At 68.0% G+C, this 15,746-nt stretch carries 15 protein-coding genes; 6 read left to right on the top strand and 9 right to left on the bottom strand.

The window, feature by feature from the left end:
- Window positions 1-180 precede the first annotated feature (180 nt).
- The 3 genes from FFK22_RS03720 to FFK22_RS03710 are packed head-to-tail and all read right to left on the bottom strand — an operon-like array spanning window position 181 to window position 3,880.
- Entirely contained in the window at window positions 181-1,164 is a 984-nt protein-coding gene (locus tag FFK22_RS03720; RefSeq protein ID WP_138887385.1) for an aldo/keto reductase, read from the bottom strand.
- 53 nt (window positions 1,165-1,217) lie between these two features.
- Window positions 1,218-3,398 carry a xanthine dehydrogenase family protein molybdopterin-binding subunit gene (locus FFK22_RS03715; protein WP_138887386.1) on the bottom strand — a complete coding sequence of 727 codons (2,181 nt, stop codon included), beginning with the start codon at window positions 3,396-3,398 and terminating at the stop codon, window positions 1,218-1,220.
- A gap of 2 nt (window positions 3,399-3,400) precedes the next feature.
- A complete protein-coding gene (locus FFK22_RS03710) occupies window positions 3,401-3,880 on the bottom strand; it encodes a (2Fe-2S)-binding protein (protein ID WP_138887387.1) in 480 nt (159 codons plus the stop codon).
- A gap of 141 nt (window positions 3,881-4,021) precedes the next feature.
- Here FFK22_RS03710 and FFK22_RS03705 point away from each other — a divergent pair, with 141 nt between their 5' ends.
- The 6 genes from FFK22_RS03705 (at window position 4,022) to FFK22_RS03685 (ending at window position 9,461) form a co-directional block, all read left to right on the top strand.
- Window positions 4,022-4,915, top strand: a complete 894-nt coding sequence (locus FFK22_RS03705) for a LysR family transcriptional regulator (protein WP_138887388.1) — start codon at window positions 4,022-4,024, stop codon at window positions 4,913-4,915.
- Between the two features lie 183 nt (window positions 4,916-5,098).
- Window positions 5,099-5,923: an IS5 family transposase gene (locus FFK22_RS03700; protein ID WP_143956794.1), complete on the top strand. Its 825-nt coding sequence runs from the start codon at window positions 5,099-5,101 to the stop codon at window positions 5,921-5,923.
- Between the two features lie 486 nt (window positions 5,924-6,409).
- Window positions 6,410-6,535 (top strand): hypothetical protein, encoded by a 126-nt coding sequence (locus tag FFK22_RS44320; RefSeq protein WP_306770068.1) that lies wholly within the window; start codon window positions 6,410-6,412, stop codon window positions 6,533-6,535.
- Window positions 6,536-6,553: 18 nt separating this feature from the next.
- Window positions 6,554-6,766, top strand: a complete 213-nt coding sequence (locus FFK22_RS03695; protein ID WP_138887390.1) for a hypothetical protein — start codon at window positions 6,554-6,556, stop codon at window positions 6,764-6,766.
- A gap of 37 nt (window positions 6,767-6,803) precedes the next feature.
- Complete coding sequence (locus FFK22_RS03690) at window positions 6,804-7,220, top strand: hypothetical protein (RefSeq protein ID WP_138887391.1); 417 nt, start codon at window positions 6,804-6,806, stop codon at window positions 7,218-7,220.
- A gap of 78 nt (window positions 7,221-7,298) precedes the next feature.
- Complete coding sequence (locus FFK22_RS03685; protein WP_138887392.1) at window positions 7,299-9,461, top strand: multicopper oxidase family protein; 2,163 nt, start codon at window positions 7,299-7,301, stop codon at window positions 9,459-9,461.
- A 183-nt stretch (window positions 9,462-9,644) separates the two neighbouring features.
- Here the strand turns inward: FFK22_RS03685 and FFK22_RS03680 are convergent, their stop codons facing one another.
- The 6 genes from FFK22_RS03680 to FFK22_RS03655 are packed head-to-tail and all read right to left on the bottom strand — an operon-like array spanning window position 9,645 to window position 15,744.
- Window positions 9,645-10,613, bottom strand: a complete 969-nt coding sequence (locus FFK22_RS03680; RefSeq protein WP_138887393.1) for a 2-hydroxyacid dehydrogenase — start codon at window positions 10,611-10,613, stop codon at window positions 9,645-9,647.
- 28 nt (window positions 10,614-10,641) lie between these two features.
- Window positions 10,642-12,318 (bottom strand): gamma-glutamyltransferase, encoded by a 1,677-nt coding sequence (ggt, locus tag FFK22_RS03675; RefSeq protein WP_306770067.1) that lies wholly within the window; start codon window positions 12,316-12,318, stop codon window positions 10,642-10,644.
- Window positions 12,319-12,328: 10 nt separating this feature from the next.
- The gene (locus FFK22_RS03670) at window positions 12,329-13,006 is read right to left on the bottom strand and encodes an RraA family protein (protein ID WP_138887394.1); all 678 of its coding nucleotides are present in this window, start codon (window positions 13,004-13,006) and stop codon (window positions 12,329-12,331) included.
- 10 nt (window positions 13,007-13,016) lie between these two features.
- Entirely contained in the window at window positions 13,017-13,805 is a 789-nt protein-coding gene (locus FFK22_RS03665; protein WP_138887395.1) for an ABC transporter permease, read from the bottom strand.
- On the bottom strand, window positions 13,802-14,692 hold the full coding sequence (locus FFK22_RS03660; RefSeq protein ID WP_138887396.1) for an ABC transporter permease: 891 nt from the start codon (window positions 14,690-14,692) through the stop codon (window positions 13,802-13,804). The genes FFK22_RS03665 and FFK22_RS03660 overlap by 4 nt, the downstream gene beginning before the upstream one ends.
- Complete coding sequence (locus FFK22_RS03655; protein ID WP_138887397.1) at window positions 14,689-15,744, bottom strand: ABC transporter ATP-binding protein; 1,056 nt, start codon at window positions 15,742-15,744, stop codon at window positions 14,689-14,691. Before FFK22_RS03655 ends, FFK22_RS03660 begins: the two co-directional genes overlap by 4 nt.
- Window positions 15,745-15,746: the final 2 nt, after the last annotated feature.

Here is a 15,746-nt window from a genome sequence, read left to right as displayed (position 1 = left end):
CTCTGCGGAAGTTCCGGCTCGGCCGGTCGAGCGTCTGCTCACCTCCTTTGCGGACATTCCACCGACTGTCGGGCCGCTCCGGAGCGGACATTCTGGTCAACGCACCCGCGGCTGAAGGCGGACCTTCTGTTGACCGCGGGTTCACCCCTTTTTCGGCACTTCGGCCGGTCATTGCTGCGATCAACGGTCGATGCTCGCCATGTGTTCTTCCGACAGTCGCTCGCCCCGCACCTGGATGGTGGCGAAGATCTGTTCGATGTCGTGAAGGTCCGTGGCGCTCAGTTCGACCTTGGCTGCGCCCAGGTTTTCTCGCAGGCGCTCGACTTTGGTCGTGCCCGGAATCGGAACGATCCACGGCTTCTGCGCCAGCAGCCAGGCCAGGGCGATCTGCGCGGGAGTCGCCTCCTTCCGGGCTGCGATGCCGTTCAGCAGATCGAGCACGGGCTGGTTGGCGCGAATGGCCTCGGGCGCAAAGCGGGGAAAGCTGGCCCGCAGGTCGGATGTGCCATCGAATGTCGTGTTCGCCGTGATCTTCCCCGTCAGGAAGCCCTGGCCCAGCGGGCTCCACGGCACGAAGCCGATCCCGAGCTCCTCGCATGTCGGCAGCACATCGGCTTCCCAGTCGCGGGTCCACAGCGAGTACTCGTTCTGCACCGCGGCGATCGGTTGCACGGCATGGGCGCGGCGGATCGTCCGGGCTGTCGCCTCGGACAGGCCGAAATGCTTCACCTTGCCGTCCCGGATCAGGTCCTGCACGGCGCCGGCGACATCCTCGATCGGGACGTTCGGGTCGACGCGGTGCTGGTAGAACAGATCGATCACATCGGTCTTCAGGCGCTTGAGCGACGCCTCGGCCACGCGCTTGATGTGCTCGGGGCGGCTGTTCAGGCCGGGGTAGTTGTCCAGGTCGAAGCCGAACTTCGTGGCGATCGCCACCTGGTCGCGGAATGGTGCGAGCGCCTCGCCGACCAGCTCCTCATTGGCCCGCAGGCCGTAGACTTCGGCCGTATCGAAGAAGGTCACGCCGCCCTCGCAAGCGGCGCGGATGACCGCGATGGCCGCCGTCCTCTCGGTGGGCGCGCCATAGCCGGAGCTCAGGCTCATGCAGCCGAAACCGAGCTCCGAAACCGTCAGGCCGCTCTTTCCAAGCTCGCGCTTGCGCATAGGATGTCTCCAGATTTCAAGAGAAGGGAGATGAGGTCGACCGGCCGCCTGTCTCAGGCGTTGATCGCGCCCGTGCCGACCGGAAGCTTGCGCAGCCGCTTGCCGGTCGCGGCGAAGATCGCGTTGCCGATCGCCCCTGCGATCGCCGCGGTGCCGGGCTCGCCGGTGCCGGTGGGCGGCTGGTCGTTCTCCACGAAATGGACCTCGATCGTGGGGGCCTCGTCGATCCGCATGACCCTGTAGGTGTCGAAGTTGGTCTGCACGATGCGACCCTTGTCGATGTCGATCGCGTTGTAGAGCGCCGCGCTGGCGCCGAAGATTATGCCGCCCTCGATCTGCGCCTTGGCGCCGTCGGGGTTCACGACCCGGCCGCAATCGACCGCGCAGACCACGCGGTCGAGCCGGACGTCGCCCTGGTCGTCGACGGAGACCTCGGCCACTTCCGCCACATAGGTCCCGAACAGCAATATCACCGAGACGCCGCGACCTTTGCCGGCAGGCATCGGCGTGCCCCAGCCGGCTTTCTCGGCCGCCAGGTCGAGGACAGCTTTGGCGCGTGGCGATTCCGCTAATAGGAGTCTGCGGAATTCGACAGGATCCTTGCCGACCGCCTCGGCCATCTCATCGATGAAGCTTTCGACGACGAAGGCGTTGTGGGTGACGCCGACGCCGCGCCACCAGCCGGTCATGAGTCCCGCCGGCGGCTCCGAGCGGCTGTACTCGATGAGCTGGTTGGGAAACCTGTAGGGCCCGGCCGCGCCGTCGACCGCATCGGGGTCGAGCCCGTTGACGAACCAGGCCGGCGTCCAGCGGGCCATCACGCTGGACCCGGCGACGCGGTGCGAGAAGGCCGTCGGGATCCCGTTCGCATCTAGCGCCGCGGACAGCGTATCGACGTAGTGTGGACGGAAGGCGTCGTGCTGGAAGTCCTCCTCGCGCGTCCAGATGACCTTGACCGGAAAATCGACCTGCCGGGCGATCTTGGCCGCCTGCACCGCGTAGTCGGTCTCCAGCCGGCGGCCGAACGCGCCGCCCATCAGGAAGTTGTGCACGCGCACCGTCTCGACGGGACGGCCGATAGCCTCGGCAACCGCCGACTGGACGCGGGCGATCACCTGGGTCCCGACCCAGACGTCGCAGCCATCGGCTGTGATCCGGACGGCGCAGGTCATCGGCTCCATCGTCGCATGGGCGAGCAGCGGCGCTTCGTATCTGGCGTCGAGGGTCCTGGCGGCAACGGAGTGTGCGCCCTTGACGTCGCCTTCGTTGGTCGCGACCACGGCGGTGCCGGCGATGGCCTTGTCGAGCTCGCCCACCAGATCAGAGCTCGAGTATGCCGCCGCGCCGCCGTCCCATTGCGGGTTCAGGGCAGCGAGCCCCTTCCGTGCCGCGCCCGTGTGGTCGGCGATGACCGCCACGGTCTCATCGAACCGGACCACCTTCCGGACCCCGGAAACGGAAAGGGCCGCCGCCTCGTCCATGCCGCCAAGCCTGCCGCCGATGACCGGCGAAGCCTGGGCCACCGCGATCTTCATGCCGGGCAGCATGAAATCGATGCTGTACTGGGCCCGGCCCGTCGTCTTGTCGACGGAATCCCGCCGCTTGAGCGACCGTCCGATGACCCTGAAGTCCTTCGGATCCTTCAGCCCGACCGTCTCCGGCACCGGGAGCGTGGCCGCCTTGGCCGCCAGGTCGCCATAGCCGAGGCTCCGGCCGCTCGCATCATGGATCACGGTGCCGTTCCCGGCCCGGCAGCCGGAGGCGTCGACACCCCAAATCTCTGCGGCCGCCGCAACCAGCATCGTGCGCGCCACGGCGCCGGCCTGCCGAAACGGCTCGTAGAACGCGGCAATCGAGGTCGAGCCGCCCGTTGCCTGGAACCCGAGCTTCGGATTGGCATAGAGCTTGTCGTCCGGCGGCGCGTGCTCCACCCGGATCTGGCCGGGCTCCACTTCCAGCTCTTCCGCGAGCAGCATCGGCATCGAGGTGTAGACGCCCTGCCCGATCTCGACCTGAGGGATGATGGCGGTCACCTGGCCGGCCGTGTCGATCCTGATGAAGGCGCCCGGAGCGAAGGTCGCAGCCGACGCGTCCGCGGCCGCTGCGGGAAACATCGGCGCGTTGATCGAGATCAGCAGACCGCCCCCGGCGGCGACGCCGGCGCGCAGGAAGTGACGCCGCGACAGCCGGGAGTCGACGGACGATGCCTCGGAGGCAGAGACCTTCATGTCCATTTTCAGCCCTCCTGCTTCGCGCTGCCGTCGAGCGTCGCGGCATGCTTGATCGCTGCGCGAATGCGAACATAGGTGCCGCAGCGGCAGATGTTGCCCGACATGGCGGCGTCGATATCGGCATCGGTCGGATCAGGCGTCTCGGACAGCAGGGCGGCCGCGGACATGATCTGCCCGGACTGGCAGTACCCGCACTGCACCACGTCGAGATCCTGCCAGGCCTTCTGAACCTTGAGACCGCTCGGGGTATTGTGGATCGCCTCGATCGTGGTGATCGCCGACCCCCCGACGCTCTCGACCGGGGTCACGCAGGACCGCGCCGGCTGGCCATCGATATGGACGGTGCAGGCGCCGCACTGCGCGACACCGCACCCGTACTTGGTGCCGGTCATTCCCAGCACGTCGCGGATGACCCAGAGCAACGGCGTATCGCCGTCGACGTCCGCGCTGTGCCGCTCTCCGTTGACACTCAGATCGTACGCCATGACCTCTTCCTCGACGTTGGCCGGTCTCCCACCGAGGACCGCCGGATCGGTCCGCCCCGGGTCGCCAACCACCAGATGGTCCTGGCATCCGATTTCGATTAGCCGCTATAATTCACTTGGGCTTATTCATGTGGTGCATAAATGAAGCGAGGAGATCTGTACGACCTCGCCGCCTTCGCCGTCGTCGCCGAGGAGGGCAGCTTCACCCGGGCGGCGGCCGAGCTCGGCATGTCCCAGCCGGCGTTGAGCCACGCCATGAAAGCGCTTGAGGAGCGGCTCGGAGTGCGGCTCCTGTCGCGGACCACGCGCTCGGTGTCGACGACCGAAGCGGGCGAGACGCTGCTGCGCTCCCTGCGCCCCGCACTGGGCGAGATCGCCTCGGGCGTGGATGCGGTCGGCGCCCTGCGGGGGAAGGCGTCCGGCACCGTGCGGATCACCGCGACCAAGCATGCGGTCTCCACCGTCGTCATGCCTGTCCTGCCGGGCTTCCTGGCGTCCCACCCCGATATCCGGGTGGACATGATCATCGACGACAACCTGACCGACATCGTCGCGGACCGCATCGACGCCGGCATCCGCTTCGGCGACATCGTCGAGAAGGACATGATCGCGGTCAGGATCGGGCCGGACATCCGGATGGCGGTCGTCGGCGCACCGTCCTATTTCGCCGACCATCCGGTGCCCAGGACGCCTCGAGAGCTCTCAGGCCATCGCTGCATCAACTACCGGCACGTCAAGACGGGCGGGCTCTACGCCTGGGACTTCGAGGAAAAGGGACGGCCCTTCGAGGTCCGCGTTGAGGGCCCCCTCGTGTTCAACAATGTCGACCTGATCCGGGAGGCGGCTCTGGCGGGCCAGGGCCTCGCGTTCACCTACGAGGACGGGGTGGCGGCGGATATCGAGGCCGGGCGGCTCACGCGGATTCTGGAGAAGTGGTGCCCGACCTTCCCCGGCTACTATCTCTATCACCCCAGCCGGCGGCAGACCCCTCCCGCGCTGGCTGCACTCATTGCAGCGCTTCGCACCAAATCCTAGCTCGGGAAGGACCGTGACTTGTGTCTGCAATGGGCCGATCCGGACCATCCAGCTATGCCCGCTCACTGGTGTGGTCCGGCCCCTGTTCCGCTGGACGTGACCGGCCGCTTTCCGCCCTAAGAGGCCTTTTGGAAAATCGGGATAGAGCTTCCCGGAGGGCTGTGTTTGTGATTCAAGCTTAGGATGTGGACGAAGCAGAGCCGTGGCCGGATGGCCGAGATTGCCCGGAAGACCAAGCGTTATCCGACGGACCTGACGGACGAGGAATGGGAGCGGATTGCGCCGCTGATGCCCAAGCCGTCGCGCCGGGGGCGGCCGCGGGAGGCCGATCTGCGGGAGGTGATCAACGCCTTGCGCTACCTGGTGCGGTCGGGCTGCGGCTGGGAGATGCTGCCGGTCCATTTCGGCCCCTGGCAGACGGTCTACTGGTGGTTCCGCCGGCTGATGCGGCGCTTCCTGTTCCGGACCATCCATGACCTGTGCCTGATGTGCGACCGGGAGCGGGTCGGACGGGAGGCTTCGCCTTCGGCGGCGGTGATCGACAGCCAGTCGGTCAAGGCGCCACACGCCGAGGCGCGGGGATACGATGCGGCCAAGAAGATTGTCGGCCGCAAGCGTCACATCGCCGTCGATACCGATGGCCGGCTGCTGATGGTCAACCTCACCCCCGCCGACATCTCCGACAGCGCGGGGGCCCAGGCCATTCTCGACGGCATCCGCAAGCGCTGGCCCTGGGTCAAGCACCTGTTCGCCGACGGCGCCTACGACCGGCTCCGGCTGATGGACAAGGCCGCCTTCCTCGACTTCGTCATCGAGGTGGTCCGTCGCGCCGATGCCGAGCCCGGCTTCAAGGTTCTGCCGCGGCGCTGGGTGGTCGAGCGAAGCTTTGGATGGATGACCCGCTGGCGACGCCTCGTGCGCGACTACGAGCAGCGCATCGACGTCTCCGAAGCCATGGTCTTCCTCGCCATGGGCGGCATCTTGCTGCGCAGAATTGCCCATCCCTGATTTTCCAAAAGGACTCTAAGCCGACTCACCGGACAGGTACCAGGTGTCAGATTTCAACCACTAGTTAACGGCGGCGCGCAATGGCGCATTCTGCAGGGCATCAACGATGAAGACGAGATCGGCCGCTTGCTTGCCGCCGATGGCAGCATCGGCGGGACCAGCAGGTCGAGGATCAGCGCGCTGCCTCAGGTGTTTTGCCCAAGTGCACCAAGAGTTTATCGGTGTTTGTCAAAGAATAATAGAATTTTAGTCAAAATCAATGACGGCAATTTTTGATACAAGGATGTGCCAAGCACATTGAAGAATCAGAATTGCGCCATTTTAAATCGCATGTTAAATTCATCTTGGTTTCGAAAATTCATCTTTCCTAAGTTGCAAACGACGATCGCAAATAAATATAGGAACGATGGAGGTCTGAAAAAAGTGTTTCTTGAGATTTAACGAATCAAAGTTGTGTTCACTTCGTCGTGTGATCTGATCAATTACATGGCCATACCCTGGCGGTTCGATTCCAACAAGCGCATCACGCAGCCGGTCGACATCATCTTCGCCGACTGGAACAACCCCTGGCCGGGCAGCGACAACAACGAGCGGACCTGGACTGTATTGTGATGACCGGCGCATCGGCCGTTGCAGTGCTTCGAGCTCGCCTCGATCGACGACGGCGGGCCCAACTACGCGTGGACCACCTGGAGCCGCGGCATCCCGCAGACCTCGCTCGGCGATCTCGGGATGGTCATCGCGTGGTCCAGACTCGGCTCCATTGTGCGCAACTCCTATGAGCCCGGCGCCAGGCCGGCCGACGATCTCACACACCAGTCCATCAGCGTCGAGCGAACCTGATCGGTCGCGGCGGCCCTGTCCCAACCAGCGAGGCATCATGAGCGACAATCCCTTCGTCGGACGTTGGACCTACCGCAGCCTGCTCAACGATCCCGACGTCAACACGGCCTTCAACAATCTTGAGTTCGGCCGCGGCACGATCGAGATCGCCGAAGCGCCGATGCAGCTCCTGGTGGGGACGATCGGCGGTCCTGGCTGGTCGCTTGCCCTGAAAGGCTCGCGCGCCTACGGCTCGCCCATGCAGGTGCGCTTTCAGGGCGTCGGCATCGTGAGCGGCGATGAGTGGATCTACGACTATTGGGGTTCCCTGGTTCCGGCGTGGCCGAACGGCGTCGACCAGCGCCCGGCCATCGTCGGCTCGGTGATCCGCACCATCCCGCACAGCGGCGGCTCTCCGGGCACCGTGGCGCCGGCCGGCGTCGTGGCGTCCTTCTACGCCGTCCGGACCGACTGATCCTTGGCCGGGTTCGACGGCCTTATCGCGATCGTCGCGCCGGACCCTCGAGCGGTCTCTCACACCAGTAAGGGAAAGATGATGAAGACCTTCCCACGCATCGTTCCGTTGATCGGCGCGCTCGGGCTGGCCCTGCCGGCCTCAGCGGCGCCCGGCCCCCGCGCGTTCGAGGCGCCGCCGACGCTGCCGGGCCAGGACAGCGTGGTGCGGCTGGAGGCCGCGCCACCGGCGACCGGCGGATGCCAGCCGCAAGGGTCGATCTCCCGCAACGGGGCCATCGTCTCGCTGGAGCTGAACTTCGTGCTCGGCCGCTTCTTCATCAACAACCCCGATCCCACCGACCCGCAGAAGGACGGGATGGATCCGGTCGAGCTGCGGTCATACGGCGGCTGTCCGTCGGGCCCGGCGGTCTTCGTCAAGCCAGGCGATACGCTGCGCTTCGACCTGATCAACGGCCTCGACAAGGACGACCCGAGTTGCCTCGACAATCCTCCGTCGGGCCTCAGCCTGCCGGCCGGCGTCGGTTGCTTCAACACCACCAATCTGCACACGCATGGTCTGCACGTGTCCCCGGCCGGCAACAGCGACAACGTGCTGCTCAACATCGCGCCGCAGACGAAGTTTCCCTACGAGATCAACATCCCGGCCGACCATCCGGCGGGGACGTTCTGGTACCACGCGCATCGCCACGGCTCGACGGCGGTGCAGGTGGCGAGCGGCGCCTCGGGCGCGCTGATCATCAAGGGCGACCGTCCCTACACACCGCCGTCACCGCAGGACCCGCACCCCATTGCCGACATCGACACGGTGCTGCACGACGCCGATGGCGCGCCCTTCAAGGAGCAGCTCTTCCTGTTCCAGCAGATCGCCTATGCCTGCTTCGCCAACCAGCCAAACCAGCCAGGCGGCCCCTGGCAGCAGATCTACACGACCGAAGGGCTCTACAACGTCAACAGCGATGACACGATCGCCAACGCGCCCTGGACGTGCCCGCTGCCCACGCCCGGGAATCCGGTCAGCCCCGGCGTCGTCGAGAACTTCGCGCTGCAACTCGACTCGCCGACCATCTGGGATACCAATGGCCGCTTCACCAGCATCAACGGTGTGGTGCAGCCGACGCTCACCGTGCCGGCCGGCGAGATTCAGCGCTGGCGGTTCGTGCACTCCGGCATCCACGACACCATCAATGTCCAGATCGTGCGCGCCACGCCGGTGGGCCCGAAGAACCTGATCGCCGCCTCGGCATTGAGCGGCAACCGCCAGCAGCAGAAGGCCGACGTCCTGGCCGCTTGCAATGCCACGCCCGCCACGCTGATCCCGCAATTCGAGATCGCCTTGGACGGGCTGACGCGGACCAGGATGAACACCATCCACGCCTCCGAGGTCGGCGGCGTGCTGGAGTCGAACTACCTGCAGCCCGGATACCGCAGCGACATCCTGGTCGCGTTCCCGTCGGATGGCGACTATTGCCTGCTCAACCAGGCAGCGCCGCCGGCGGAGCGCGTGTCGAACGGCAACGGCGGCGGCCAGGGACCGTCGACGCCGCAATTGCTGGCCTACATCCATGTGCGCGGCGGCCAGGCTGTGACCGGCGATCTGCAGGCCTATGTCGGGAAAGCGCTGTACGACGCCAATCCGCAGTTGCCCGACGCCGTCCGCGCCGGCCTGCGCGATGGCGACCTGCGGCCCTGGGCGCCGTTCGAGACACTGCAGCCACCCGCGGTTGACGACCAGGAGCAGCAGGCGAACTTCGTCATCAACTTCCCGGCCTTCACGATCAACGGCAAGTCGTACGATCCCGATGTGGTGAATTTCACCCGCCAGGTGAACACGACGGATGACTGGCTGCTCACCTCCCAGGGCGAGCCGCACATCTTCCATATCCATGTGAATCCGTTCCAGGTGATCGACGTGACCACCACGGACGCTAACGGTCAGCAGGTCTCGATCTACAATCCGGACGGCACCTGCCGGCCGGACATCGTGTCGTCCGACCAGCAGCAGCTCGCCAACCAGTATTGCGGTATGTGGCATACGTTCCGCGACACGATCATCGTCGAGAACAACTACCAGATCCGGGTCAGGACTCGGTATGACCGGTACATCGGCGAATATGTTCTGCATTGTCACATCCTCGACCATGAGGACGCCGGCATGATGGCGAACATCGCCATCGTGCCCGACCTGAACGCGGCAGGCGGTGGGTTGGGAATGTCGGGCATGCATCACGCCAAGCGGTAGCGTTGTATCGCATTGCGCGAGGACGCCATCGTATCGGACGGTCGAAACTCATGTATCCGCCCTGGCATGGACAAGCCGCCGGCAGATCCTGCCGGGAGGTCGACCAACGCCAGACGCATGGAAGCTGAACCGCACACCCGTGGACATCGCCGGCGGCAAGCGGCCGGCGATGTCTTCGCGAGCTCAGACCACGAGGTCGCGCTCCGGCACCGGTTCGCCCCGGGCGACGCAGGCGATGTTGCCGAACATCTGGTTGACGGTCTTGACGAAATTGTCGGCCGCGATCGCCGCCAGATGCGGCGTCACCACCAGGTTGTCCAGCGTCAGCAGCGGGCTGTCCGGCGGCAGCGGCTCGATCTCATAGACATCCATGGCTGCGGCATGGATCGTGCGCGCCCGCAACGCCTCGACCAGGTCGGCCTCCACCATCACGCCGCCGCGTGCGGCATTGACCAGCACGGCGGTCGGCTTCATCGCCGCCAGCGCGGCCTTGTCGATCAGGTTCCTGGTCTCCGGCGTCAGCGGGCAGTTCAGCGTGATGACGTCGGACTGGGCCAGGATCTCCGGCAGCGTGGCGAAGCGGGCGCCCAGCGCGGCCTCTTCGGCGGCGGGCAGGGGCGTGCGCTTGGAATAGAGGATGGTGCAGCCGAAGCCCTTCAGCAGCCGGGCGAAGGCCTGGCCGATGGCGCCGAAGCCGATGATCCCGACCGTCTTGCCCGTCAGCATGAAGGTCTGCATCGGCATCGCGGTGGCGGTGCGCCAATGGCCCTTCTTCAGCTCGGCATGGCCGAAGGCGATGCAGCGCAGCGCCGCCAGCGTCAGGCCCAGGGTGAACTCGGCGACCGGCACGGCGTTGCTGCCGGTGGTGCGGGCGACCCGGATGTTGAGCGCGCGCGCCGTGTCGAGGTCGAGGTTGTCGACCCCGACTCCCCATTTGTGCAGCAGCTTGAGCCGGGGCGCGGCGCGCAGCACCTCGCCGCTGACGCCGACCTGGCCGGCGATGGCGTATTCGGCCCCGGCGATGATCTCCTTCAGGTGATCATCGCCGCGGGCGGTGCCGTGGGTGAGGACGAGGCCGGGCGGCAGCAGGGCGCGGAGGCGGGTGACGCTGTCCTCGCTGATCGGGTCCAGGACGACGACGGTTTCGGTCACAGCGGGCTAACTCCAGTCGGGCAACAGGTCAGATGGTGAAGCGGACGCCGGCACGGGCCAGGCCGCCGGAGATGGCGACGGGCGTGCCGTCGGCGCGCCAGCAGGCGGCGCCGGTCAGGATGCCGTCGGGGGCGAAGGCGATCGCGTTCATGCCGCCGGCGATGCGCGGCATGCGGGTGATGCTGTGGCCGCGGGCGGCCAGGTCCTCGGCGACGGCGTCGGGGAAGGCCTGCTCGAGCTCCAGCACGCCGCCCTCGGTCCACACCCGCGGGGCCTCGACCGCCTCCTGCAGGGTCATGCCGTGGTCGATCAGGTTGACGATCGCCTGCAGCGCCGACGGGAAGATGCGCAGGCCGCCGGGCAGGCCGAGGGCGAAGGCCAGCCTGCCGTCGCGCAGCGCCATCATCGGCGCCATCGAGGTGAACACCCGCTTGCCCGGCGCGATCGACAGGGCGCGGCCGGGATGCGGGTCGAAATTGTACATGTAGTTGTTGGTCAGCATGCCGGTGCCGGGGATCTGGGTGCAGGCGCCGAACAGGCCGTTGATGGTCTGGGTGGTGGCGACGACGTTGCCTGCGGCGTCCGCCACGGTGACATGGGTGGTGTTGGCCGATTCCCCGCCCGCCAGGCCGGCGGTCCAGGCCTGGGTCCGCCGCAGGTCGATACGGGACCGGCGCTCCTCGGCATAGGATTTGGCGATCAGGCGGTCGACCGGGACGTCGACGAAGGCGGGGTCGGCGGTGGCGACGGCGCGGTCGGCGAAGGCGATCTTCAGCGCCTCGGCCAGCAGGTGCACCGCATCGGCCGAGCCGAAGCCCAGCCCGCCGATATCGTAGCCCTCCAGGATGTTCAGCATCTGCACGATATGCACGCCGGAGGAAGAGGGCGGCGGCGGCCCCAGGATCTCGAAGCCGCGATAGGTGCCGCGCACCGGCGCCCGCTCGATCACCCGGAAGGCGCTCAGGTCGGCCTGGTCGATCAGACCGCCATGGCCCGCCATGAAATCGGTCAGCGCGGCGCCCAGCGGGCCATCATAGAGCGCGGCAGGCCCGCGCTCGGCGATCAGCCGCAGGCTGGCGGCATAGTCGCCCTGCACCAGCCGGTCGCCCGGCCGCAGCGGCTGTCCGCCGGGCAGGAACAGGGCCGACAGGCCGGGGTCGCGGGCCAGGTCCGCGGCGCAGTCGCTGATGCAGTCCGACAGATAGGGGCTGGCGATGAAGCCGCGCTCGGCCAGGCGGATCGCGGGCGCCAGCACATCGGCCAGCGGCAGGGTGCCGAACCGGGCCAGCGCCTCGCACCAGCCGGCCAACGCGCCGGGCACGGCCACGGCCTTGGGGCCGACCTCATTCTCCCGGTCGCGGACCAGCCGGGCCTTGCCGATCTCGTCCGACAGCGGCTCGTACATGGCGGCGCCGCCGCGGCCCGGCGCGGTCGACAGCCCGTCCAGCACCAGGTGCCGCCCATCCGCCAGCCGGATATGGGCGACGCCGCCGCCCAGCACGCCAACCATCATCGGCTCGACCACGGTCAGCGTGAACAGGGCGGCCACCGCCGCGTCCACCGCGTTGCCGCCGGCCAGCAGCATCTCCGACCCCGCGGCGGAGGCCAGCGGATGGTTGGTGACGACCATGCCGCGCGAGCCGGTGGCCGGCCGCTTCTCGCAAGCGAAGTCGGTGACGCGCGGGGCGCGCGGGGAGTCCGTCACGATGCTGGCCTCAGCTGGTCTGGTTCAGGGCTTCCAGCACCATACGGCTGGCGCCGGAGATGTCGCCCAGCTTTTCGCCGGCCTTGACCCGCTCCTGGCTGCGCTCGCCGCGCTCCTGCCGCACCAGCGCGGCGTCGGCGATCGCCTCGGCCTGGTCGGCCGGCAGCACCAGCACGCCGGATTCGTCGGCCAGGATGACGTCGCCGGCCCGCACCGGGACGTTGCCGCAGGACACCGGCAGGTTCAGCGTGCCGCCCAGGTTGTACAGCCGGGTGGTGATCGGCGACATGCCGCGGCACCACATCGGGAAGTCCGAATCCTCGATCTCGGCCAGGTCGGTGCACGGCCCGTCGACGATGCCGCCGACCGCGCCGGCCGCCTTGGCCGCGATGGTGACGCCGCCGCCCCAGCAGGCGTGCTTGTCGTCGCCCAGCCGGTCGACCACCAGGATGTCGCCCGGCCGCAGCAGGCCCAGCGTGTGATGCAGCAGGGTCGAATCCTGGCCCGGGATGGCCAGGGTCACGGCCGCGCCGGCGATGCGCTTGCCGCGCAGCAGCGGCTGGATGCCCCGGTCCATGAAGCCCCAATGCTGGGAATGGCCGATGGTCGCGGTCTCGACGCGGCGCAGCTTCTCCACCAAAGCGGGGGAAATCTGCTGCGGCATGGGGGCGATGCGGTAATCGGGCATGTGGCTTTCCCTAGTTGCCGACGGCGCGCGCGACGCCGACGAGACGTTCGACCAGAATGACGACGAGAAGGGTCGCGGCGATCAGCACGACCGACAGGGCCGCGACCATCGGGTCGGTGCGGCCTTCGACGTAGCGCACCATCTCGACCGGCAGGGTCGAGGCGCGCGGCCCGGCGATGAACAGCGAGATCACGGTCTCGTCGAAGGACAGCAGGAAGGACAAGGCCCCGCAGGCGACCAGGCCGGGTGCGGCCAGCGGCAGGGTGACCCGGCACACCACCCGCCAGGGCGTGGCGCCCAACGTGGCGGCCGCGGCCTCGATGTCGTCCGGCAGGGTGGAGAAGGCGGTCGTCATCATCCGGATGACGAAGGGCAGGGTCACGATCATGTGGCCCAGCACCAGGCCGGGCAGTGTGGCGGTCAGGTGCAGCGGCGTGAAGAACAGCAGCAGCGCCAGGCCGATGATCAGCGTCGGCAGCAGCAGCGGCGCCAGGAAGAAGCCCTGCAGCGCCTCGCGGCCGGGGAAGCTGCCCTTGTTCAGGGCCAGCGCCGCCGGCACGCCCAGCAGCAGCGACAGCGCCGTGACCACGCAGGCGATCTGCGCGCTCAGCATCAGCGCGTCCAGGAGCGGCCCGTTGCCGGCCAGCGCCTGGAACCAGCGGAACGAGTAGCCCGAGGGCGGGAAGACGATGAAGTCGTCGGCGGAGAAGGCCAGCGCCACCACCACGACGATGGGCGCCAGGATCATGGCGTAGACGATGCCGGCGAGGGTGGAGAGGACGCGGCCGGCGCCGTTCATCGCTGCAGCCTCCGCGCCGCCAGCCGGGCCACGACGGCCAGGGCCAGCAGCAGCACCAGCGTGTAGATCGCCAGCACCGCGGCCACCGGCCAGTTGGTGTTGGTGGTCGCCTGCTCGTAGATCTCGGTCGCCAGCACGAAAATGCGGCCGCCGCCCATCAGCCTGGGCGTGATGTAGGACGACATCGACAGCACGAAGCCCAGGCCCGCGGCCAGCGCGATGGCCGGCAGGCTCAGCGGCAGGGTGACGCGCAGGAAGCAGCGCAGCGGTGTGGCGCCCAGGCTGCGCGCCGCCTCCTCCAGCGTGCGGTCCAGGCGCCCGAACCCGGCCAGCAGCGCCAGGATCATGTAGGGCATGATGCTCTCGGCCAGGCCGATGGTGACGCCGGTCCAGTTGAACACCAGCCGCATCGGCGTGCTGATCAGCCCCAGCCACTGGGCGATGCCGTTGACCAGGCCGCGGTCGCCGAGGATGGCCAGCCAGCCGAAGATGCGCACCACGCCGGACACCAGCATCGGCATGATCGCGACCACGGCCAGCAGGCCGCGGAAACGCGATTTGGTGCGGAACAGGAACAGCGCCACCGGGTAGGACAGCGCCAGCGCCAGGGCGGTCGCCACCAGCGACAGCCAGAGGGAATTGAGGGTCAGCTCGGCCGTGAAGGAATCCGAGAAGACATCCTTCGCGGTCTGCAGCGACCAGGCCTCGACCATCGCGCCGGTCGGCCCGACCTCGTTGAAGGCGGTGCGGAACAGCCCGAGCGTCGGCCAGAGATAGATGGCGAGCACGAACAGCGCCGCCGGCAGCACCAGCAGGGGCAGCGGCAGGCGCCGGCCGCGGGGCAGGGCAGGGCGTTCGGCGGCGAGGGGGTGCAGGGCGTCGGTCATGGCGCCTCGCGCGGGAACACCAGCGTGTCCTCGACCGGCCAGATCGCCGCGACCTCAATGCCCTCGGCCGGCGGGCGCTGGCCGGACGGCATCTCGACGCTCAGCTGGCCGCCGGCTCCCTCGACCACGACCTCGATCCGGTCGCCGATGAAGACGCTGTGCGAGACCTGGCCGCGGATGCGGGCCACGCCCTCCGACGCCGGCTCGGAGACCGGGGCCAGGCGGATGCGCTGCGGCCGGACGAAGATGTCGATCTCGCCCGCCGGCGGGGCCGCGACCGGCAGCGTCGTGCCCCACAGCGCCAGGCGCCCGTCGGCATCCCGCGTCGCCGGCAGGATGTTGGCGCGGCCGACGAAATCGGCGACGAAGCGCGTCGCCGGGCGTTCGTAGATGTCCTCCGGCGCCCCCACCTGCTCGACCCGGCCGCGGTTCATCACCGCGATCCGGTCGCACATGGTCAGCGCCTCGACCTGGTCATGGGTGACGAACAGCGTGGTGATGCCGAGCGACCGCTGGATGTCGCGGATCTCGTGCCGCATCGCGTCGCGCAGCTTGGCGTCGAGGTTGGACAGGGATTCGTCGAGCAGCAGCACCGACGGCCGGACCACCAGGGCCCGCGCCAGCGCCACGCGCTGCTGCTGGCCGCCCGACAGCTCGCGCGGGCGGCGACCGCCCAGCGCGCCGAGGCGGACCATGGCCAGCGCCTCCTCGACCCGGGCGGCGGCCTCGGCGCGCGGCACCCGCCGCTCCTCCAGCCCGAAGCCGACATTGCGTGCCACGCTCAGATGCGGGAACAGCGCGTAGGACTGGAAGACGTAGCCCATGTTGCGGCGATGCGCCGGCTCGCGGGTGATGTCGGCGCCGTCGACCCGGATGGTGCCGCCATCCGGCGCGATCAGCCCGGCCAGCATCCGCAGCGTCGTGGTCTTGCCGCAGCCGGACGGGCCGAGCAGCGCCACCGCCTCGCCCCGGCCGACGGTCAGCGAGACGTCGTCGACCGCGACGAAACTGCCATAGTGCTTGGCCAGGCCCTGCAGCTGGAGGTAGCTCATCG

Source organism: Mycobacterium sp. KBS0706 (assembly GCF_005938675.2).
Taxonomy (GTDB): domain Bacteria; phylum Pseudomonadota; class Alphaproteobacteria; order DSM-16000; family Inquilinaceae; genus Inquilinus.
Note: the sequence above shows the minus strand (reverse complement) of the source record. Positions and strands in the feature narration are given on the sequence as shown.